Genomic DNA, 21,237 nt, shown 5'->3' on the forward strand with positions numbered 1-21,237 from the left:
TTTCCGGATGTGGCGAACGAAAGCCGGGCCGAAGCGCGCGCTGGAGAGTTACAACAAGACCTGGCTTGGGTTCGTCGCGGTCGCGGTGGTCGCGGTGGTGATCGGAGCCATGGTCGCCGTTCATACGCTCGGTGCCGGGTATCGGCACTACACGGCGGAATTTCTGCAGGCGGCCTCGCTGCGGGTCGGGAACCCGATCACCGTCGCGGGCATACCCGTCGGCGCCATCAGCAGCATGAAGCTCGCCGGTGACCACGTCGAGGCGGGTTTGAAGATTCGCGATGACCTCGTGCTCGGCAACCAGTCGAAAGCTGTGATCAAGGTCGCCACCATTCTCGGTTCCCGCTACGTTGCGGTTGAGCCCAACGGCCCCGGCTCCCTGCCGCGCGGCACGTTCGACTTGGCGCACACCGAGGTCCCCTATGACCTGCAGGCCGCATTGGAGGACGCCACAACCACTTTCGAGCAGGTCGACTCCGACAGGTTCGCGCAATCGCTGAGCCTGCTCGGCAAGCAACTGGAAACGATGCCCGCGGTGGTACCTCAGGCGATGGCAAACATCGACTCACTGTCATCCATCATTGCCCAACGGCGCGATCAACTGGGCCAGCTCCTCAAAAACACCGAACAGGTCACCAACACGCTGCGCCGCCAGCAATCCAGCATCGGCACCCTGGTCAACCAGGGTCAAGACCTGTTAGCCCAATTCGTCGCGAGGCGTGGCGTTTTCCACGCGATGATGCAGTCTCTCACGAGTCTCGTCGACATCTTGAACAAGATTCTCGTCCGCGACCGGTCACAAGTGGATGCGCTGATCAAAGACACCCGTGACATGACCGGGATCATCGCGCAGCACGACGACCTGCTGCGCAACACGCTGCAAGTCAGCCCCGTCATGTTGCGTGAGATGGCCAACATCAGCGGTGACGGAAACGCCTTCACCTTCAACGCGCCCGGCGGCGCGCTCATCGATTCGTGGATGTGCGCCATCAGCGGCCGCGCCAAGCAGTTTGGCATGATCCCGTACTTCAAGGACTGCAAATGACCGGGGCCAGGGCCGGCGCGGGGATCAGGGTCGGGATCCTCGCTGTCGTTGCCGCCGTGGCGTCAGTGATAGCGGCCGTCGGCATCGGGTGGTGGTACTTCGGCTCCAAGGCGGACCCGATCACCGTGACGGCCCAATTCGACAGTGCCTCGGGCTTATACGAGGGCAACGTGGTTGCGGTACTGGGCATGCCGGTAGGCAAGGTCACCAAGATCACCCCACGGGGCAGCTACGTCGAAGTGGAATTCACCGTCGACCGCGACGTCAAGGTTCCCGCCGACGCTCAAGCCGTGACGGTATCCACCTCCATCTTGACCGACCGCCAGATCGAGCTCACCCCGCCCTACCGTGGCGGCCCGGCCCTGGAAAACCACGACACCATCGGCTTGACCCGCACCAAGACGCCCGTCGAATTCAGCCGGGTGCTCAGCGTTCTCGACCGGGTGACGAAATCGCTCGAAGGTGACGGTCATGGCGGGGGTCCCCTCGCCGACGTGATCAACAGCGGTGCGGCGGTCGTCGACGGCAACGGCGGCAAGATCAAGCAAGCGCTCGGCGAGCTGTCCAGGGCGCTCCGGCTGAGCAGCGATGGCGGCGCGCAGACCCGTGAGCAGATCACCACGATCGTCAAGAACGTCAGCTCGCTGTTCGAGGCTGCGGCCGCCAATGACGCGAAGCTGCGGGAGTTCGCCTCCACCATCCACCTGGCCAGCCAGATTCTGGCCGACGAGGATCTCGGCACCGGTACAACCGGGAAGAGGCTCGTTCAGCTGGTGCAGGAGGCCTCCGATCTGCTTGACGCGCAACGCGACACCATCAGACAGGCCGTTCTCAACGGCGACACCTTTGCGAAGACGGGTATGGACAACCAGCGCGAGATCGCCGAATTACTTGATTTGGCGCCGATGGTGTCCGACAACGCCTACAACGCCATCGACCGGGCCAATGGCGCCATCCGCGGGCGCCTCCTCACCGACAGGGTCATTTTCGAGAGCCAGTGGTCCAAAGAGGTCTGCAACGTAATGGGACTGAGGCAACTGGGCTGCAGCACCGGGACCCTGCGTGACTTCGGGCCTGACTTCGGACTCACGTACATGCTGGACGGCATGGCCGCAATGGGGCAGAAGTGATGGCCGCACGAGGGAGGTCCGCGCTGGCGATTGCTGTGACCACGGCAGTCGTCAGTTCGGGGTGCGCCACGAACGGGCTTGCCAGCCTTCCCCTTCCGGCCCCCGGGCTCGGCTCGGGCGGGTACACGCTGACCGCGGTGTTTTCCAATGCGCTCAACCTGTCGATGAACGCCAAGGTAAAGCTCGCCGGCGCCGACGTGGGCCAAGTCGAATCGATGGTCGCACGCAACTACACCGCGATAACGACGCTGCGCGTCAGGAATGGTGTCCTGCTGCCCCGGGGCAGCACCGCTGAGTTACGCACCGCCACACCGCTGGGCGACGTGTTCGTTGCTCTGCAGCCACCCGCCGACGATCCCCCGAACATGCCGATGTTAAAGGACGGCGACACCATAGGCTTGGGTTCCACGGGCGCCTCCGCGACGGTCGAGTCGCTGCTGAGCTCGGCGGCGGTGCTGGTGAACGGCGGAGCGGTGCGCAACTTCACCAACATCATCAACGGTTTCGGCAGGGCGACGGGCGACCGTGGCCAGGCGCTCGCTGATCTGATCCGTAAGTCGAACCGGCTGATCGGCACGCTGGACTCCCGCACCGGGCAGATCTCGAGCTCCATGACCGAAATGTCACGCCTCGCTGATGAACTCGACGCCAAAGAGCAGACCGTCACCGACCTGATGGCGGCGGCCGGCCCTGGCACCGAGGCCATCGCCAACAACACGACCGAGCTGTCCGACTTGGCCGTACAAGCCGGTGACACCGCCCGGCTGCTGGCCAGGTTCCCGTCGATAGGCGGGACCGACACCAGCGGCCGTAGCGTCATCCGCGACCTGAACACGCTCGCCGGAGCGTTCAACGACGTTGCCGTGAGCCCAGATACCAGCTGGTTGCCCTTGAACCGGATGCTTCCGCCGATGATCAAGTCGACTTCCGGTTTTGCGGTCGCGGGCCGAGGCAGTATCGACCGGCTGATACTCGGATCGATACCCGACATCGGGTTCCCCGGCGACATCGGGTTGCACGGGCCACACAGGTACAACTGGAATCAATTCATCGGCTCGTTGAAGTACACGTTGTGGCGTCTTCAGGAACGAGTGGTGGGGCGCGGGCCGAACTCACCGCAGGTGCCGGTGATACCGGATCCGAGCATCCCCGGGGCGGTCGAGATCGCCCCTCCCCCGGCGCCACCGGCTCTCGGCCCCCCGGCCCCCGGTCCGCAGCCGACAGGACCGCAACGATGATCGGGGCGATCGCCGACGTCATTGTCCGCGTGGTGCGGGCCGCTCACCGGCGGCAGACGTGGCTGTCGGTGGCCGGGCTGGTGCTGACACTGGTCCTCGCGACGGCCTACCTGCTGGCCGGTGCGTTGCGGGCGACGCCGTTCGCGTCGTCGTATCAGGTGATCGTGCAATTGCCGGAATCCGGTGGGCTGCTGCCCAATCAGGATGTGGCACTGCGCGGTGTGCGCATCGGGCGTGTCCAGTCGCTGCAGATCACCGACAGAGGTGTGAATGCCATCGCCACCATCACCTCGAGGGTGAAGGTCCCGGCGTCCAGCGTCGCACAGGTGTCGGAGCTGTCCGCTGGCGGCGAGCAATGCCTCAACTTCGAAGCCGAATCCGACGCCGGACCGTATCTGCACGACGGCAGTGTGATCGGACTCGACCGAACCACCGTCCCGCTCAGCATGGCGCAGTTGCTCGCCGACGCCGACGGAATGCTGGCGCAGGTCGATCCCCGCAAGATGGAGCTGATGAAGCGGGAACTCAGCCTGACCAAGCAGGGCCCGCAGAAGTTGGCCGCCATCGTCGACGGCGGCACGTTCTTGCTTTCGACGCTCGATTCGGTGCTGCCGGAAACCACCAGCATCATCAAGACCAGCCGGGTGGTGCTGAACCTCGCAGCGGACAAGAACGCCGGCCTGGCCGCGATGACCAAGGGCCTCGATCGAACGCTGGCCGGCGTGGCCGGAATGCAAGGCGGCTATCGCCGCTTGACCGAACGGTCGCCGCGGGCCCTCTCGGCCGTCGACAGCTTATTCGCCGACAACTCAGACACGATGGTGCAGCTACTCGGCAGCGCGGCCAGCTACGCGCAGCTTCTCTACCTGCGGGTACCGGCGCTCAACGCGCTGTTCCCGGATTATCGCGGGTCACTATTGGACGCCCTGGCCAGCACCATTCACGACCACGGGATCTGGGCGACGGCCGACTGGTACCCGCGCTACGCCTGCGACTACGGCACACCGGCGTTTTCACCCTCTGCCGCCGACTATCCCGAGCCTTTCATGTATACCTACTGCCGCGACGACGATCCCGCGGTCGGGATCCGTGGAGCCAAGAACGCGCCGCGGCCTGCCGGCGATGACACCGCCGGTCCGCCGCCGGGGGCGGACCTGGGCCGCAGAACCGATCCAACACCGAAGGGCCGCTACACGATTCCCACCCCTTACGGCGGCCCGGTGCTGCCCATAGAACCGCCCCACTAAGACCGACACCTGTCCAGCCAAGGAGATGATTATGGCCACGACGACCGATAAAGACCTCGACACTTCCGTCGAGGAGGAAACGCCTAGCGCCGCAACGGAAGAAGCCGAGTCGGAGAAAGGCGAAGCCGAGGCCGAAGCCGCCGACGACACCGAACCTACGGCCGGCGACGAGGAGGACGACGAACCCTTCAAGGGCAGGGGCAACAAGGCCAAGCGGCGCAAGCGATCGTGGCCCCAGCGACCGTGGCGCCAATATCTGCGTCGCGGCGCGCTACCGCTGTTACTCGTTGCGTCACTTGCGGTTTCGGGCTTCCTGGGCTGGCAGCAGTGGCAAGAGCATCAGGTGAAGCTGGCCGGTCAGCAGGCACAACGAGCCGCCATCACCTACGCGCAGGTACTGACCAGCATTGATTCCAACAAGGTCGATGAGAACTTCCGGCAGGTGCTCGACGGCGCGACCGGCGAGTTCAAAGACATGTACACCCAATCCAGCGTGCAGCTTAGGCAGCTACTGATCGACAACAAGGCGACCGCGCACGGGGTGGTGGTGGACTCGGCGATTCAGTCCGAATCCACGAACAAGGTTGTCGTGCTCGTCTTTATCGACCAGACCGTCACCAACGCTGCCGCACCCGACCCGCGCATCGACCGCAGCAGGATCAAGATGACCATGGAGAAGGTCGACGGTCGCTGGCGGGCAAGCAAAGTCCAGCTGTTGTGATCCGAAAACTCCTCGCGGCCGTCGTATTGATCGTGGCCACAACGATTCCCACCGCCGCCACTGCACACGCATCCGCCCCGTCATTCTGTGGCGAGCTCGGCGGTGACTGGGACGGCCAGTACTGCCACACCTCGGTGACGTCCGAGCGCAACGCCGTCCGCGACATCAAGGTCGCCGTGCCCGGCGAGCTGATCGACAATCCGACTACGGGCCCGGTGATCCGCGACTACCTGCGCACCCTGGTCAACAATTGGAAGACAGCCAACGGCAGCATGGCCGCCGACAGTTACGGCGAGGAGAACTTCGAAGTATTCCGGCACGGCAACCTGCTCAGCGCGGTGTTCCACGAGGACTACCACGCCGACGGGCCGAAGTTCAACAACGCCTACCGGACCTTCACGTTCGACATGGCAGGCGGCCGGCGGGTTCAGCTCGCGGATCTGACGACGTCAAATCCGCTGACTGCCATTCCCCCACTGGCTCAACCGTTTATCGAAACCGCGCTCAATCAGGCGCCGCCGCCACACGACCCGGGCACCTACCCGTTCACGGTCGACCGCTGGACCCCGGACAAGGTCTACTCCGGAGCGTACAAGGCCTGGGCGGTGACTCCCGACGAGCTGATCCTGTACATGCCGGACTACCCGGTGGCCCACGACGAGCCGATCAACTTCACGCCCGGTGTCATGCAGTGGTTCATGGACGGGGGCACCGTCCAAGCCCACATCCCGCTCTCAGCCCTGAGCTCCGTGCTGCAGATGTAAGACACACGCGCCATTAGGCGTTGAAGTACTTGGCCTCTGGGTGATGCGGCACGAACACGTGGAGCTCAGTCCTCCGGGTTGTAGCCGAGGTTGGGGCCGAGCCAGCGCTCGGCTTCCTGCAGGGTCCAGCCCTTGCGCTTCGCGTAGTCGGCGACCTGATCCTGGGCCATCCGGCCGACCACGAAGTACTGCGACTGCGGGTGCGAGAAATACCAGCCGCTGACGGCGGCGCCGGGCCACATCGCCATCGATTCGGTCAGCTCGATGCCGGTCCGCTCCCGGACGTCCATCAACTTCCAGAGCGTCACCTTTTCGGTGTGCTCCGGGCAGGCCGGGTAGCCGGGGGCAGGGCGGATTCCCACGTACTTCTCACTGATGAGTGCCTCATTGTCCAGCTGCTCGTCCGGCTGGAACCCCCAGAACTCCTTGCGGACCCGTTGGTGCATCCGTTCGGCGAACGCCTCTGCCAGCCGGTCGGCGATGGACTCCAGCAGGATCGCGTTGTAGTCGTCGTTGGCTGCCTTGAACTCCGCGATCTTGTCCTGGCTGCCGAGCCCCGTGGTGACGGCGAAGGCGCCGACGTAGTCAGCCAGACCGGTGTCCTTGGGCGCGATGTAGTCGCCCAGCGACCGGTTAGGGATGCCGTCCCGGTGCTCGCCCTGCTGGCGCAGGTTGTGCAATGTGGTCAGCACCTCGGTACGGGTCTCGTCGGTGTACACCTCGATGTCTTCAATACCCGAGCCGACCGCGTTCGCCGGGAAGAACCCGATCACCCCGTTGGCAGTCAGCCACTTCTCCTTGATCAGGGTGTCGAGCATCTCCTGGGCTTCGTCGTACAGCTTGCGGGCAGTCTCGCCCGAGACCGGGTTGTTGAGAATGTCGGGGAACCTGCCCTTCATCTCCCAGGCGTTGAAGAACGGCTGCCAGTCGATGTACTCGCGCAGTTCGGCGAGGTCGTAATCGTGGAACTCCCGCACGCCGAGGCCCTGGGCAGGCACCGGTGGCGTGTAGCCGTCCCACTCGATCGGCGTCCGGTTGGCGCGGGCCTTCTCCAGCGTCAGCATCGGCCGCTCGTTCTTCTGGGCGTGCCGTTCGCGCAGGGCTGCGTAGTCAGCCTCGGTGGCCTCCAGCAGCGCTGGACGCTGCTTGTCGTCGAGGAGCGCCGCAGCGACCGGCACCGAGCGGGACGCGTCCTTGACCCAGACCACCGGACCCGTACGACGCGGCGACACCTTCACGGCCGTGTGGGCGCGCGAGGTGGTCGCGCCACCGATCAGCAGCGGGATCTCCAGCCCCTCGCGTTCCATCTCGACGGCGAAGTTGACCATCTCATCCAAGGACGGGGTGATCAGGCCGGACAGCCCGATGATGTCGGCGTCGTGCTCCTTCGCCGCGTCCAGGATCTTCTGGGCGGGCACCATCACACCGAGGTCGATCACTTCAAAGTTGTTGCACTGCAGGACGACCCCGACGATGTTCTTGCCGATGTCATGGACGTCGCCCTTGACCGTCGCCATGATGATCGTGCCGTTGGTGTCCTTACCGGCAGCGGCGCCGGACTCTACCTTCTCCGCCTCGATGTACGGCAGCAGGTAGGCCACGGCCTTCTTCATCACCCGGGCCGACTTCACGACCTGGGGCAGGAACATCTTGCCCGCGCCGAAGAGGTCGCCGACGACGTTCATGCCGTCCATCAGCGGACCCTCGATCACCTCGATCGGGCGACCACCCGCGGCGGCGATCTCGGCCCGCAATTCCTCGGTGTCGGCATCGACGTGGGCGTCGATCCCCTTGACCAGCGCGTGCGTGATCCGCTCGCGGACCGGAAGGCTGCGCCACTCGGCTGCCGCCGCGGCATCACCTTCCCCGAACTGCCCCTTACTGTTGAACCGTTCAGCGATCTCCAAAAGCCTTTCGGCCGCGTCCTCACGACGGTTCAGGACGACGTCCTCGATTCGGTCCCGCAGCTCGGGGTCGATCGAGTCGTAGGGCACCAGCGCGCCGGCGTTGACGATGCCCATGTCGAGGCCGGCCTTGATGGCGTGGTATAGAAACACCGCGTGGATCGCCTCGCGGACGGGGTTGTTGCCCCGGAACGAGAACGACACGTTCGAGATACCGCCGGAGATGTGCACGCCGGGAAGGTTCTCCTTGATCCAGGCGCAGGCCTCGATGAAGTCGATCCCGTAGGTCGCGTGCTCTTCGATACCGGTCGCCAGCGCGAAGCAGTTCGGGTCGAAGATGATGTCCTCGGCCGGGAAGCCGACCTCTTCGGTCAGGATCCGGTAGGCGCGCCCGCATATCTCCTTGCGGCGCTCCAGGTTGTCGGCCTGACCCTGCTCGTCGAAGGCCATCACGACGACGGCGGCGCCGTACTTGCGGCACAGCCGTGCCTCGCGGATGAACTTCTCTTCGCCCTCCTTCATGGAGATCGAGTTCACGATCGGCTTGCCCTGCACGTTCTTCAGGCCCGCCTCGATGACCTCCCACTTGGAGGAGTCGATCATCACCGGGACGCGACTGATGTCCGGCTCGGCCGCGACCAGCTTGGTGAACCGGTCCATCGCGGCGACGCCGTCGATCATGCCCTCGTCCATGTTGATATCGATGACCTGCGCACCGACCTCGACCTGCTGCAGGGCAACCGACAGGGCGGTGTCGTAGTCCTCGGCCTTGATCAGGTTGCGGAACCGGGCGGAGCCGGTGATGTTGGTGCGCTCACCGATGTTCACGAACAGGGAGTCGTCGGTGATGTTGAGCGGCTCGAGGCCCGAGAGCCGGGTGGCCACCTCGATCTCCGGCAGCTCTCGCGGCGGCTTGCCCTCGACGACCTTGGCGATCTCGGCGATGTGCGGCGGCGCCGTCCCGCAGCAGCCACCGACCAGGTTGACCAGGCCGGCCTCGGCGAAGTCGGCGATGTAGCTCGCCTGACGCTCGGGGGACTCGTCGTATTCGCCGAAGGCGTTGGGCAGGCCGGCGTTGGGGTAGCAGGAGACGAAGGTGTCCGCGATCCGCGCCATCTCGGCGATGTAGGGCCTCATCTCCGGCGCGCCCAGCGCGCAGTTGAGGCCCACCGCGATCGGCTTCGCGTGCCTGATCGAGTTCCAGAACGCTTCGGTGACCTGACCGGACAACGTCCGCCCGGAAGCATCGGTGATGGTGCCCGAGATGATCACCGGCCAGCGGCGTCCGCGGTCCTCGAACAGCGTCTCGACCGCGAACACCGCCGCCTTGGCGTTCAGCGAGTCGAAGATCGTCTCGATGATGATGAGGTCGGCACCACCGTCGACCAGGCCGTTGGCGGCTTCGAGGTAGGCGGCGACCAGCTGGTCGTAGGAGACGTTGCGGGCTCCGGGGTCATTGACGTCCGGCGAGATCGACGCGGTCCGTGTCGTCGGCCCGATTGCGCCGGCGACGTAGCGGGGCTTCTCCGGGGTGCTGTACTCGTCGGCGGCCTTGCGGGCCAAGGCGGCGCCGGCGTAGTTCAGCTCGTAGCTGAGGTCCGCCATGTCGTAGTCGGAGAGCGAGATCGCGTTCGCGTTGAAGGTGTTGGTCTCCAGGATGTCGGCGCCCGCGTCGAGGTACTCGCGGTGGATCGCCTCGATGATCTGCGGCTGCGTCAGGTTGAGCAGGTCGTTGTTGCCCTGAAGAGCGGTCGGCCACTCCGTGAACCGGTCGCCGCGGTAGCCGGCCTCGTCCGGCCGGTCCCGCTGGATCGCCGTGCCCATCGCGCCGTCGATCACGATGATCCGCTGGCGCAGTGCAGCCTTCAGTTCGTCGGTGCAATCGGGACGGATGTTCGGTGCAAAGGTGTTCGACTCAACGGAGTTCACGTGCATTCCTTCCGTAGCGGAAGGCGTCCTTAAATCTGCCGAGCGTGGCGGATACCGGCATGGACCCGGAACCGTTGCAACGCCTCTCGACCAGAAAAGTCTACGTCGTCACCCGACGTCTGGACGCCCAGCTCGACCGGACCCGCTTGGCGATCGCGGTGTCCTTGAGCGACAGCTCGCGGATCCTGTCGGCAATGTCGTAGTTACCAAGGTTGACCAGATTGCGGCCGAACCCATTTCGTCTCGACCGCGTCGACGCCGGTTGTTGAAGTCGTCGCGACTCAGGTCGGCCGCTTGCAGCAGTGTGCCCATCGCAACATCGCCGACCACCACACGCTGCGCCAAAGCGTCCAGGATGTCCGTGTCGTAGCGGTGTTCGTTAGCGGCGGTCACGCCACAAGGATAGTCGTCCTATGAAATGCGCCCAGAGGTTGACAGCTCCCTGACAGGCTCCCCGATGGCAAGGCCGGACTTCGGCGCACGGTCCGCCTCGGCGCCGGGCGCGAGGCCGTACGCTGATTCTGTGACCCCGCCCGAGGGCAGCGCCGCACTGCCCGAACTGCACAACACCGTCGTCGTGGCGGCGTTCGAGGGCTGGAACGACGCCGGCGACGCGGCCAGCGACGCGCTCGAGCACCTCGAGGCCATCTGGGAAGCCGACCCGATCTTGGAGATCGACGACGAGGCGTATTACGACTACCAGGTGAATCGCCCGGTCATCCGGCAGGTCGACGGGGTCACCCGGGAGCTGGTGTGGCCGGCGATGCGGATCTCGCACTGTCGGCCGCCGGGCAGCGACCGCGACGTCGTCTTGATGCACGGCGTGGAACCCAACATGCGCTGGCGCACCTTCTGTGCCGAGCTGGTCGCCATCGCCGACAAGCTCAACGTGGACACCGTGGTCATCCTGGGAGCCCTGCTGGCCGACACGCCGCACACCCGGCCCGTCCCGGTCTCGGGTGCGGCCTACTCCCCCGAGTCGGCGAAACGCTTCGGGCTCGAGGAGAGCCGCTACGAGGGCCCGACCGGCATCGCCGGCGTTTTTCAGGACGCCTGCGTGGCCGCCGGGATCCCGGCGGTGACCTTCTGGGCGGCGGTGCCGCACTACGTGTCGCAGCCGCCCAACCCGAAGGCGACCGTGGCGCTGCTGCGCCGCGTCGAGGACGTGCTGGACATCGAGGTTCCGCTGGCCGACCTGCCGACGGAAGCCGAGGAGTGGGAGCAGGCGATCACCGAGATGGCCGCCGAGGACGAGGACCTGGCCGAGTACGTGCTGTCGCTGGAACAGCGCGGCGACGCCGAAGTCGACATGAACGAGGCCCTGGGCAAGATCGACGGCGACGCGCTGGCCGCCGAGTTCGAGCGGTATTTGCGCCGCCGCCGCCCCGGATTCGGCCGCTAAAGCTTCTTGCCCAAGCCCTGGTTGTAGGCGCTGGTGGACCGCCCGAGCGCGGCGACCTCGGCGTCCAGCTGGGGCAACAGCTCCGCGGTGGGTTTGTGCAGGGCCACTTCCCCGACGGGGCTGGACAGCACCGGCTTGAGCCAGCGGAACAGGGCGACCCAGCGCGGACAGTAAACGCGGTTCCGGCGGCCCTCGATGCCCTTGACGAAAGCGTCCGCGCACTTGTCGACGGTGGTGGTCCTGTTCAACGGCCAGGGGAAGCTGGCGAGCAGCTTGCCGAAGGCGGGCAGGTCGGCCGCGGTGTCGCGGACCAGGGCGGTGTCGATCCACGACATGTGCGACGAACCGACGCTGACGCCGTGGTGGGCCACCTCCAGCCGCAGCGCGTTGGCGAGGATCTCGACACCGGCCTTCGACGCGTTGTAAGGGGCCAGGCCCGGACAAGCGGCGTACGCGGCCAGCGACGAGACGATCAGCAGGTAGCCGCGGCTCTCGATCACCGCCGGTAGCGTGGCGCGCACGGTGTTGAAGACTCCGAGCACGTTGACGTCCAAGACGCGCTTGAACGCCTCGGGGTCGACCTGCAGCACCGACCCGTAGCTGGCGATGCCGGCGTTGGCCACGACGACGTCGATGCCGCCGAAGCGTTCGACGGCCTGGGCGGCGACAGCCTCCATGGCCGGCAGGTCGCGCACGTCGGCGACGGCGGTCAGCACGCGGTCCTCGCCGAGTTCGGCGGCCAGCGCGCTCAGCTCGGTTTCGTTGAGATCGGTCAGCACCAGCTTGGCGCCCTTGTGGCGCAGCCGCCGAGCGACCTCGGCCCCGATTCCCCGGGCACCGCCGGTGATGAAAACAACTTTGTCCTGCAGCGACGTCATGGCCGCCAACGTACCGCCTTCACAGTTCCACGCCGAGCAGCGCATCGATCGCGGTCGCCACCAGCCTCGGCGCCTCGGTGTCGTGACCGCCGTATTCGAGCGCATCTGTGGCCCAGCCATCAAGTGCGGCAAGGGCTTTCGGAGTATTCAGGTCGTCGGCCAGGTACTGGCGTACCCGCGTGATCACATCGGCGGCGTCCGGTCCGGCCGCCAGCCCGGTCGCGGTGCGCCAGCGCCGCAGCCGGGCGTTGGCCTCGTCGAGCACCTCCCGGCTCCAGAACCGGTCTGCCCGGTAGTGCCCGGACAGCAGGCCCAGCCGGATGGCCTGCGGCTCAATGCCTTGCGCTCGCAAGGTCGACACCAGCACCAGGTTGCCGCGGCTCTTGGACATCTTGTGCCCGTCCCAGCCGATCATTCCGGCGTGCACGTAGTGGCGGGCGAATCGTCGCTCACCCCTGACGCATTCGGCGTGGGCGGCAGTGAATTCGTGATGCGGGAAGATCAGGTCGCTGCCACCGCCCTGGATGTCCAGGCCGCTGCCGATGCGGCTGAGCGCGATTGCCGCGCACTCGACATGCCAGCCGGGCCGCCCGTCGCCGAACGGTGACGGCCAACTCGGCTCCCCCGGCCGCGCGGCCCGCCACAGCAGCGCGTCCAGCTCGTCGGTCTTGCCGGGCCGCTGCGGGTCGCCGCCGCGCTCCCCGAACAGCCGCAGCATGGTTTCGCGGTCATAGCCGGACTCGTAGCCGAACTGCGGCGTGGCGTCCGCGCGGTAGTAGACGTCCGGGTACTCGCCGTCGACCACGTACGCCGCGCCCGACGCCAACATCTTCTCGACGAGCTCGACCACCTCGGGGATCGCCTGGGTGGCGGCAACGTAATCGCGCGGCGGCAGGACCCGCAGCGCCGCCATGTCCTCGCGGAAGCGCGCCACCTCACGGTCGCCGAGCTCGCGCCAGTCGACACCGTCGCGGTCGGCGCGCTCGAACAGCGGATCGTCGACGTCGGTGACGTTCTGCACGTAGTGCACGGCGTGGCCCAGGTCCAGCCACTGCCGGTAGACCAGGTCGAAGGTCAGGTAGGTGGCCGCGTGACCGAGATGGGTGGAGTCATACGGCGTGATGCCGCAGACGTACATGGTGGCGGTCAATCCGGCGGCCACCGGGCGCACCTGCCGGTCGGAGGTGTCATACAGCCGGAGCTCCGGGCCACGTCCCGGCAACACCGGAACCGGTGGAAACACCCACGACTGCATGGCATCGACTCTAAACGCGCTGACTCAGCGCCACGCGTCGCGGATGGCAGCGAGCAGGATCGGCGCCACCTCGGCGCGGCACATCACGAAGTCCGGCAGGTACGGATCGAACTGGTTGTAGCGCATGGGCGAGCCGTCCAGCCGTGACGCGTGCATGCCGGCGGCCATCACCACGCCGGCCGGCGCGGCCGAGTCCCACTCCCACTGGCCACCCGCGTGCAGGTAAGCGTCGACGTGCCCGTCGATGATGGCCATCGCTTTGGCGCCCGCCGACCCGATCGCCACCGGTTGGATCACCAGCGACTGGCGCATGCGGTGCAACACGAAGGGCGGCCGGGTGGCGCTGACGGCGATCCGAAACGTATGGGGAATGCCGACGCGGGCGGCGTCGGCGGTCACGGTGTCGGTGCGGTACACCGTGTTCCCGCGGGCCGGCAACGACACCGCGGCGTCGGTGATTTCCCGCTGGCCGTTGGTGGGGCGCTGCCACAGCGCGATGTGCACCGCCCAGTCGTCGCGGCCCGGTGTGGAGAACTCGCGGGTGCCGTCCAGCGGGTCGATGATCCACACCCGGTCGTGCTTGAGCCGGACCAGGTCGTCGTAGGCCTCCTCGCTGAGCACCGCGTCGTCGGGGCGCTCGACGCGCAGCCGCCGCAGTATCAATTCGTTGGCCAGGCTGTCACCGGCGTCGCCCAGCGCCCACGGGTGACCGAAGCCGATCTCGTCGCGCACCGTCAGCAGCAGCTCCCCCGCGTCCGCGGCGAGTTCGGCGGCCAGTGCGGCGTCGGTCAGCTCATCCGGGCCCTGGCTCACCGGTTCAGTATCTCCGACGCCCGTGCGTGGCTCAGAAGGCCGGCCCTAGAAGGCCGGCCACGGAATGGGACGGTGCCGGTTGGGTCCCGGCATCACCGGATCGTTCAGCAGCGCGTGCGCGCGCCTGCGCAGCGCCGCGATCTCCGCCTGCGTGATGTGCTCGGCCAATTCATCGCCCAGCGAGCCGGCCAGGGCCTCGGTGAGCCCGGCCACCGCCTCCAGCATTTTCTCGTCGACCGGCTTGTTGGCCCAGCCCCATAGCACCGTGCGCAGCTTGTTCTCGACATGCAGGCACACGCCGTGGTCGACGCCGTAGATGTGGCCCTCGATGTCGCGCAGAACGTGGCCACCTTTGCGGTCGGCGTTGTTGATCAGCACGTCGAAGACCGCCATCCGCCGCAGCCGGATGTCGTCGGCGTGCATCAAGACGACCTCGTCGCCGGCGTAGTCGTAGGCCCGCAACACGGGCAGGTAACCGGGCTGCGGTTGGTTGGCGGGAAACAGGTCGACCAGGTCGGGGCCGGGCCTCGGGTCGGAGTCGGCCGCGTCGCCCGGTTGCTCGACCCAAAGCTGCAGCATGCCCGAACCGGCCGGCCCGTGACGAATCATCGTGTAGGGCACGATGTTCCAGCCCAACTGCGTCGACACCAGGTACGCCGCGAGTTCGCGGCCGGCCAGCGTTCCGTCGGGGAAATCCCACAACGGGGCCTCACCGGAGACCGGCTTGTAGACGCAGTGCACCGTCGATTCGCCGAGCGTGGACTCACACAGGAAGGTGGCGTTGCTGGCTGAGCGGATGCGTCCGATGACCGTCAGCTCGCCGTTGCGCAACACCTCACGGTCGTCAGGCCTCAAGTTCATCGTCAGGCCCGAGCAGCGCGCTGCGCCTGTAGCCGTTGGCGCGCGCGCAGATATGGCCTTCCGGATCCAACGGTTCGTCGCACAGCGGGCAGGGCGGCCGTCCCGCCGAGATGACGCGGTTGGAGCGCGTGGCGAACTGCCGCGCCGACTCCGGCGTCAAGAACACCCGCACCGCGTCGGGACCTTCTTCGGTGTCGTCGAGCACCACTGACGCGTCGAACTCGGCGTCGGTGACGGCCAGCAACTCGACCACCACGGTCTGGGCCTCCGAATCCCAGCCCAGGCCCATGGTTCCGACCCGGAACTCGGCATCGACGGGCGTGATCAGCGGGTTCAAATCCTCGACCTCGGCGGGCTCCGGAGGGACCGGCGTTCCGAACCTGCGATTCACCTCGAGCAGCAGCGCACCGATGCGTTCGGCCAGCACCGCCACTTGCTGCTTCTCCAGCACCACCGACACCACCCGGGAATCATGCACCGCCTGGATGTAGAAGGTGCGGTTTCCTGGCTGGCCGACGGTCCCGGCCACGAAGCGGTCGGGTGTGCGGAAGACGTGAATTGCGCGGGCCATGGCACCTCCAAAATACCGGCTGTTGCCTTCGCCGTGCGATTCGATTGCCCAGCCACAGCTGAATTAGTCAGTCGAGCCGCCGACCACCGCGTCGCCGGACGGCACGACCGCGGTCGCCTGTTCCGTTGGCGCCGCCTGGGACTCACCGTCCGCCTTCGCCTTCGCCTCATCCTGGGGCGGCGGTCCGGCCCGCAGTGCTGCGGCCAACTTCGCACCGGTGTGGTTGACGTGCAACACAAACGGGCGCAGTTCGGTGTACCGGATCACACTTACCGACGCGGGGTCGGCGGTGACCCGCTGGAACGCATCCAGGTGCATGCCGTACGCGTCGGCGACGACCGCCTTGATGACATCACCGTGGGTACAGGCCACCCACAGGGCGTCGCCGCCATGCTCTGCTGCCAGCCGACGATCGTGTTCCCGGACGGCGGCCACGGCGCGCGACTGCACTTGCGCCAGCCCCTCGCCGCCGGGAAACACCGCCGCGCTCGGGTGGGCCTGCACGACCCTCCACAGTGGCTCGCCGGCCAGCTCGGCGATCTTGCGGCCCGTCCAGTCCCCGTAGTCCACTTCGGCGAGCCGGTCGTCGATGAGCGGCTCGAGGCACAGCGCCGCGGCGAGCGGCTCGACAGTGCGCCGGCAGCGCAGCAGCGGCGAACTGATCAGCCCGCGGATGGGCAGGTCGGCGATCCGGTCGATCAGCCCGGCTGCCTGGTCGCGGCCCTTGTCGTCTAGGTCGACCCCCTCGGAGCGCCCGGCCAGGACCCCGGCGGTGTTCGAGGTGGAGCGACCGTGGCGCAACAGGATGACCGTCATGCCGCGGTGTCCAACGGAGGCGTCCGCGAGGTTGGGGCAACCACGACCACGACCGTACCCGGTGCGAGTGCGCTCGCGATTGGGCTACTGACTAGTGCGATACCGGCACCGCGTGCGCCACCGAGTCACGCACGGCGGCGATCAGGCTGCGCTCGTCGGTGAGGTCGATATCGACCAGACTGCGGACCGCCGTGGCGACCACTTCTTCGGCCTGGGGAACTGGCCCGGCAAGACGCGGCCGGTAAATCTCGACGACGAGCGAGCGGTGCTCAATGTGGAACGAAAAACTGCGCCCATCACCAACTTGTCCATAGCCGCTGCCGAAAATTCCTGTCGACACGTCTTCGACAGCAAACTCTTTTTCCGCGACATGCCGGTCAACGGTGACGGCCATGAGCCGACGATACCTCGCCCGCGGGACTTGATGTGGGCGACATGGCCATATTGGATGCGAAGGCGTTCCTTAGTATTCGCAGACCACAGTTCCTATGCGAGGGAAAATAATTGCTGTCACCGCACATGCGTCGTCTATCGGCAGCTCACCGGCATTTAGTTGGCGTAGCGCTTTTGCTGGGCGCGGTCGCGGGATGTTCGTCCAATACATTCAAATCCGCACCGCCCACCATCGAACCGGCCGTGCCCGCCGTGTCGCCGCCGGTGTCGCAGAGCCCGGCCGGCGCGGTGCGCCCGCTGGCCGCCCGCGCGGCCGCGGCGGCTTTCGACGGCGGCACCCATCAGCTGGCGGTCCTGGCGCCCGGCGCCACCCCGGCGGGGCCCGCCAGCCTGACCGTCTTCGGGGATCCGAAGGCCGCGCCGCGCGTCATCGACCTGCCCAGGCCGGCGAGCGCGTTGACCGATGACGGCCACGGCACGCTCTTCCTGGCCGCCCGGGGCGGCTATTTCGTGGTTGACCTGACCACCGGCCACACGACACAGGTGACCGTCAGCGGCGCCCAGCAGGCCGATTTCACCGCGGTCGCCTTACGCGCCGACGGCAAGCTGGTGTTGGGCAGCGCCGACGGAGCCGTCTACACCCTTGCTTCTCCAACACCAGCTTCTCCAACACCAGCTTCTCCAACACCTGCCTCGCCGACACCCGACGCCGTTGGCACCGCGATCGTCGGCAGCCGGAGCAAGGTTTTCGTGCGTGTCGATTCGCTTGCCACGCAAGGGAATACGACCGTGGTTCTGGATCGGGGACAGACCTCGGTGACCACGATCGGCACCGACGGTCAAGTCCGCCAGGCGCTGCGAGCGGGCGAAGGCGCAACCACCATGGCCGCGGACCCGTGGGGCCGGGTGCTGGTCGCCGACACCCGGGGCGGCCAGTTGCTGGTGTATGGGGTCGACCCGCTCATCTTGCGTCAGGCCTATCCGGTGCCCCAGGCGCCATACGGTCTGGCCGGCTCCCGCGAGTTGAGCTGGGTAACCCAGACCGCTTCCAATATCGTGATTGGTTACGATCTGTCCACCGGAATTCCCGTCGAAAAGGTGCGTTACCCAACCGTGCAGCAACCGAACTCACTGGCCTTCGACGAAGCGTCAGACACCTTGTACGTGGTGTCGGGGTCCGGTGCGGGGGTTCAGGTCATCGAGCACGCGGCGGGTACGCGTTGACCGCGCCGCGCCGAAGTCAGTTGCCCACGGGCTGGGACACCGAGCTGTCCGACGAATACGAGTGGGTGCCGCTGCGCCTGCCGCCGGAGGTGACCCGGCTCAGCGCGTCCACCCGGCTGTCCATCGAGGCCGAATATCGCGGCTGGGAGCTCACCCGGGTGCGGCTCTACACCGACGGGACCAGACGAGTGTTGTTGCGCCGCAAGAAGTCTCGGCTGGACAACCGGCGGCCTGACCAGCCGGAACTGTGACGGTGAGCAAACCCCGCGACGGCGTGGTGTACGGCCTGGTGCGGCGGTTGTTCTTCCTGGTTCCCCCCGAGCGCATCCACACGCTGGTGTTCGCGGTGCTGCGCGGCGCCACCGTCCTCGGCTTCAAACGCCGGCTGCTGCACCGGCTGCTCGCCCCCAGGGACCCGGCGCTGGCGAGCACGGTGTTCGGGGTGCGTTTCCCGGGGCCGCTCGGGCTGGCCGCCGGCTTCGACAAGGATGGCAAGGGGCTGATGACGTGGGGTGCGCTCGGGTTCGGGTACGCCGAGGTCGGGACCGTCACCGCGAACGCGCAGCCGGGTAACCCGCCACCGCGCATGTTCCGGCTGCCCGCCGACCGCGCCCTGCTGAACCGGATGGGCTTCAACAACCTCGGCGCCGGCGCGCTGGCGATCCAGCTCGCGCATCACCGTCCCGACATTCCGATCGGGGTCAACATCGGCAAGACGAAGTCCACGCCGGCCGCCGACGCTGTCGACGACTACCGGGCCAGCGCCCGCCTGGTCGGGCCGCTGGCGTCCTACCTGGTGGTCAACGTCAGCTCGCCGAACACGCCCGGCCTGCGCGACCTGCAGGCCGTCGAGTCGCTGCGGCCCATCCTGTCGGCCGTCCTGGCCGAGACGTCAAACCCGGTGTTGGTGAAGATCGCGCCCGATCTTTCCGACGCCGATCTCGACGACATCGCCGACCTGGCTGTCGAGCTGGGTCTGGCCGGAATCGTCGCCACCAACACGACCGTGTCGCGCGACGGCCTGAGGACGCCGGGGGTCGACGCGCTGGGCCCCGGCGGCATCTCCGGGCCGCCCTTGGCGCACCGCGCCACCGAGGTATTGCGCCGGCTCTATGCCCGGGTCGGCGATCGCCTGGTGCTGATCAGCGTCGGTGGCATCGAAACGGCCGACGACGCGTGGGAGCGGATCACCGCGGGCGCGTCGCTGCTGCAGGGCTATACCGGCTTCATCTACGGAGGAGGCTTGTGGCCCAAGCGCATTCATGACGGCATCGCGCGCCGGCTGCGCGACGGCGGGTTCGCCTCGCTCAGCGATGCGGTGGGGTCGGCGGCGCCGAAGGCTGGGGACGCGACAACTTAAGCCGCCCCTTCTTCGGCGTCATCTTCGTCGTCTTCGTCGGCCAAAACTTTTTCCGGGTGGTGAAAGGTGTTCACGCGGGGCCGCCCGCGGTCAAGATGCGGTGGCGGGATCCATTCGGTGTCGCCGTTGGCGTGTTTTCGGGTGGTCCAGCCGTTGTCGAGCAGGCGGTGGTGGGGTCCGCAGGCCAGGGTGAGTTGATCGATATCGGTGCGGTGGGTGCTGGCCCAATCTTGGACGTGATGTACTTCGCAGTAATAGCCCGGCACATCGCAGCCCGGTGCCGAGCAGCCACGGTCCTTGGCGTACAAGACAATTCGCTGTCCCGGCGAGGCCAGGCGCTTGCCGTGATACAACGCCACCGCTTTGCCCTTGTCGAAGACGGCCAAATAGTGGTGGGCGTGGCGGGCCAGTCGGATCACGTCGGACATCGGCAGGCGCGTGCCCCCACCTGTCAAGCCCTTACCCGCGGCGGCTTCCAGCTCGGTGAGCGTGGTCGTCACGACGATGGCCGCCGGCAATCCGTTGTGCCGGCCCAGCTCACCGCTGGCAAGCGTTGCTCTTAGCGCGGCATTGAGGCCGTCGTGGTTGCGCTGTGCGGGGCTGCGGGCGTCGCGCTCTACCGCCTCCTCGCTGGGCTGCTCGTCAACGACCGTTGTCTCGTCGTCGGCGTTGCACATGCCCGGGGCGGCCAGCTTGGCCAGCACCGCCTCCCAGCTGGCGCGTGCCTCGGGCGTCAACCACCCGCTCAGCCTCGACATGCCGTCGGCCTGCTGGTTGCCCAGCACCAGCCCGCGGGCGCGCGCCCGGTCCGCATCGGTGTAGTTGCCGTCGGGGTTGAGGCAGTCCAACAGGTGGCGGGCGAGCTTGACGAGTTCATCTGGACGATACTGGGTGGCCTCGGACGCCAGATGTTTCTCGGCGTGCTCACAAGTCTCGATGTCGACGGACTCCGGCAGCTGGCGGAAAAGCCGCCGGATCACCGCGACATGGTCGGAACCGATGGCCCCGTCGCGCTGGGCCGCCGCGGTCGCAGGCAGCACCGGCGCCAACGGCTCACCGGAAAGCGCCCTGCGGGGGCCCAGGTCGGCGGCCTCAGCGATGCGGCGGCTGGCCTCCCCCCGGGTGATGTGTAGACGATCGGCCAACGCCCAGCTCAGCTTGCCACCCAGCTCGGCCGAATCCCCTTGCTCACCAACTTGATTGATGAGTTGATGAGTTGGCGCTTGCAGCCGGCGTGTCTCGCACTCGAGTATCTCCAACAACTGCAACCGCTCCGGATTGGTCAACGCTTCGTACGAATGCCCCTGAAAGCGGGAGACAACGGCGCGCAACGCGTCGACGTCGCCCTGAATCTCATCGCGGTCAGTCAAAGCCATGTGCGCCACCAATTGGCCGTCCAAACGGACTGGACAACTCATAGATGAGTGCATCCAGCCGACCGAGCAGAAATCCATACCTATCGAGGGCCGCGACAAGCTCGGGAGCCGTCAGTGAATCGAAGGACGCAACGAGCAAATCTTGCGCCGCCTCGAACGCATCAAGCAGGGCGGCCACGCGACTGCACGGATCAATCGAACGCATGTACTGCTTATCTGCTTAAGTGGACTAGCGGCCTAGAATTCTCCAAATATGTTGCTAGGCAAGGCTTCTAAAGCAAATTCTTCGTCCAGTTCTTCGTCACGGAGG

The 21,237-nt window shown here is 66.7% G+C and carries 20 protein-coding genes and 1 pseudogene; 11 read left to right on the forward strand and 10 right to left on the reverse strand.

The genetic code is table 11. The features are described from left to right. Positions 1-7: 7 nt before the first annotated feature. The 6 genes from AWC17_RS30395 to AWC17_RS30420 are packed head-to-tail and all read left to right on the forward strand — an operon-like array spanning position 8 to position 6,145. Entirely contained in the window at positions 8-1,045 is a 1,038-nt protein-coding gene (locus AWC17_RS30395) for an MlaD family protein (protein WP_141224865.1), read from the forward strand. Next, on the forward strand, positions 1,042-2,175 hold the full coding sequence (locus tag AWC17_RS30400; protein WP_046183097.1) for an MCE family protein: 1,134 nt from the start codon (positions 1,042-1,044) through the stop codon (positions 2,173-2,175). Before AWC17_RS30395 ends, AWC17_RS30400 begins: the two co-directional genes overlap by 4 nt. Next, positions 2,175-3,413 carry an MlaD family protein gene (locus AWC17_RS30405; protein WP_047322904.1) on the forward strand — a complete coding sequence of 413 codons (1,239 nt, stop codon included), beginning with the start codon at positions 2,175-2,177 and terminating at the stop codon, positions 3,411-3,413. Before AWC17_RS30400 ends, AWC17_RS30405 begins: the two co-directional genes overlap by 1 nt. Then, entirely contained in the window at positions 3,410-4,660 is a 1,251-nt protein-coding gene (locus tag AWC17_RS30410; protein ID WP_046185872.1) for an MlaD family protein, read from the forward strand. The genes AWC17_RS30405 and AWC17_RS30410 overlap by 4 nt, the downstream gene beginning before the upstream one ends. Before the next feature lie 25 nt (positions 4,661-4,685). Continuing rightward, positions 4,686-5,381 carry a tetratricopeptide repeat protein gene (locus tag AWC17_RS30415; protein WP_046185873.1) on the forward strand — a complete coding sequence of 232 codons (696 nt, stop codon included), beginning with the start codon at positions 4,686-4,688 and terminating at the stop codon, positions 5,379-5,381. Then, the gene (locus AWC17_RS30420) at positions 5,378-6,145 is read left to right on the forward strand and encodes a mannan-binding family protein (RefSeq protein ID WP_046185874.1); all 768 of its coding nucleotides are present in this window, start codon (positions 5,378-5,380) and stop codon (positions 6,143-6,145) included. The genes AWC17_RS30415 and AWC17_RS30420 overlap by 4 nt, the downstream gene beginning before the upstream one ends. Before the next feature lie 65 nt (positions 6,146-6,210). On the opposite strand, the gene metH is transcribed toward AWC17_RS30420, so the two are convergent. Then, positions 6,211-9,873 carry a methionine synthase gene (gene metH, locus AWC17_RS30425; protein WP_276038778.1) on the reverse strand — a complete coding sequence of 1,221 codons (3,663 nt, stop codon included), beginning with the start codon at positions 9,871-9,873 and terminating at the stop codon, positions 6,211-6,213. A 164-nt stretch (positions 9,874-10,037) separates the two neighbouring features. Here metH and AWC17_RS32950 point away from each other — a divergent pair, with 164 nt between their 5' ends. After that, positions 10,038-10,181 (forward strand): hypothetical protein, encoded by a 144-nt coding sequence (locus AWC17_RS32950; RefSeq protein ID WP_167385662.1) that lies wholly within the window; start codon positions 10,038-10,040, stop codon positions 10,179-10,181. On the opposite strand, the pseudogene AWC17_RS34265 reads toward AWC17_RS32950, so the two are convergent. Beyond that, a pseudogene (locus AWC17_RS34265) lies at positions 10,118-10,290 on the reverse strand (hypothetical protein); the annotation flags it as partial. The gene AWC17_RS32950 and the pseudogene AWC17_RS34265 sit on opposite strands and share 64 nt — an antisense overlap. 211 nt (positions 10,291-10,501) lie before the next feature. On the opposite strand from AWC17_RS34265, the gene AWC17_RS30430 reads away from it, so the two are divergent. Further along, positions 10,502-11,380, forward strand: a complete 879-nt coding sequence (locus tag AWC17_RS30430) for a PAC2 family protein (protein WP_047322900.1) — start codon at positions 10,502-10,504, stop codon at positions 11,378-11,380. Here AWC17_RS30430 and AWC17_RS30435 read toward each other — a convergent pair. The 7 genes from AWC17_RS30435 to AWC17_RS30465 all read right to left on the reverse strand — a co-directional run bounded on the left by AWC17_RS30435 (position 11,377) and on the right by AWC17_RS30465 (position 16,968). Further along, the gene (locus tag AWC17_RS30435) at positions 11,377-12,258 is read right to left on the reverse strand and encodes an SDR family oxidoreductase (protein ID WP_046186216.1); all 882 of its coding nucleotides are present in this window, start codon (positions 12,256-12,258) and stop codon (positions 11,377-11,379) included. The two genes, AWC17_RS30430 and AWC17_RS30435, sit on opposite strands and share 4 nt — an antisense overlap. A gap of 19 nt (positions 12,259-12,277) precedes the next feature. Then, positions 12,278-13,513 carry a cysteine--1-D-myo-inosityl 2-amino-2-deoxy-alpha-D-glucopyranoside ligase gene (gene mshC / locus AWC17_RS30440; protein WP_046186210.1) on the reverse strand — a complete coding sequence of 412 codons (1,236 nt, stop codon included), beginning with the start codon at positions 13,511-13,513 and terminating at the stop codon, positions 12,278-12,280. A 24-nt stretch (positions 13,514-13,537) separates the two neighbouring features. Further along, positions 13,538-14,326, reverse strand: a complete 789-nt coding sequence (locus AWC17_RS30445; RefSeq protein WP_085165679.1) for a 3'(2'),5'-bisphosphate nucleotidase CysQ — start codon at positions 14,324-14,326, stop codon at positions 13,538-13,540. 45 nt (positions 14,327-14,371) lie between these two features. Next, positions 14,372-15,187 carry an SCO1664 family protein gene (locus AWC17_RS30450; protein ID WP_046186212.1) on the reverse strand — a complete coding sequence of 272 codons (816 nt, stop codon included), beginning with the start codon at positions 15,185-15,187 and terminating at the stop codon, positions 14,372-14,374. Continuing rightward, positions 15,171-15,758, reverse strand: coding sequence for a DUF3090 domain-containing protein (locus tag AWC17_RS30455; RefSeq protein ID WP_046186213.1), 588 nt, complete (start codon positions 15,756-15,758; stop codon positions 15,171-15,173). The genes AWC17_RS30450 and AWC17_RS30455 overlap by 17 nt, the downstream gene beginning before the upstream one ends. Positions 15,759-15,821: 63 nt before the next feature. Then, the gene (locus AWC17_RS30460) at positions 15,822-16,574 is read right to left on the reverse strand and encodes a histidine phosphatase family protein (RefSeq protein ID WP_046186214.1); all 753 of its coding nucleotides are present in this window, start codon (positions 16,572-16,574) and stop codon (positions 15,822-15,824) included. Between the two features lie 91 nt (positions 16,575-16,665). Beyond that, positions 16,666-16,968 (reverse strand): hypothetical protein, encoded by a 303-nt coding sequence (locus AWC17_RS30465; RefSeq protein WP_046186215.1) that lies wholly within the window; start codon positions 16,966-16,968, stop codon positions 16,666-16,668. A gap of 125 nt (positions 16,969-17,093) precedes the next feature. Between AWC17_RS30465 and AWC17_RS30470 the strand changes: the two genes are divergently transcribed. From AWC17_RS30470 to AWC17_RS30480, 3 genes are read left to right on the forward strand one after another with little or no spacing between them, the layout of a single operon-like run. Further along, positions 17,094-18,191 (forward strand): YncE family protein, encoded by a 1,098-nt coding sequence (locus tag AWC17_RS30470; RefSeq protein ID WP_085165681.1) that lies wholly within the window; start codon positions 17,094-17,096, stop codon positions 18,189-18,191. Then, positions 18,188-18,442, forward strand: a complete 255-nt coding sequence (locus AWC17_RS30475; protein ID WP_046186804.1) for a DUF5703 family protein — start codon at positions 18,188-18,190, stop codon at positions 18,440-18,442. Before AWC17_RS30470 ends, AWC17_RS30475 begins: the two co-directional genes overlap by 4 nt. A 26-nt stretch (positions 18,443-18,468) precedes the next feature. Then, the gene (locus tag AWC17_RS30480) at positions 18,469-19,551 is read left to right on the forward strand and encodes a quinone-dependent dihydroorotate dehydrogenase (RefSeq protein ID WP_167385666.1); all 1,083 of its coding nucleotides are present in this window, start codon (positions 18,469-18,471) and stop codon (positions 19,549-19,551) included. On the opposite strand, the gene AWC17_RS30485 is transcribed toward AWC17_RS30480, so the two are convergent. Then, positions 19,548-20,927: an HNH endonuclease signature motif containing protein gene (locus tag AWC17_RS30485; RefSeq protein WP_085165693.1), complete on the reverse strand. Its 1,380-nt coding sequence runs from the start codon at positions 20,925-20,927 to the stop codon at positions 19,548-19,550. The genes AWC17_RS30480 and AWC17_RS30485 overlap by 4 nt on opposite strands. Positions 20,928-21,237 lie beyond the last annotated feature (310 nt).

Origin of the sequence: Mycobacterium nebraskense, assembly GCF_002102255.1 — a bacterium.
GTDB classification, from domain to species: Bacteria; Actinomycetota; Actinomycetes; order Mycobacteriales; family Mycobacteriaceae; genus Mycobacterium; species Mycobacterium nebraskense.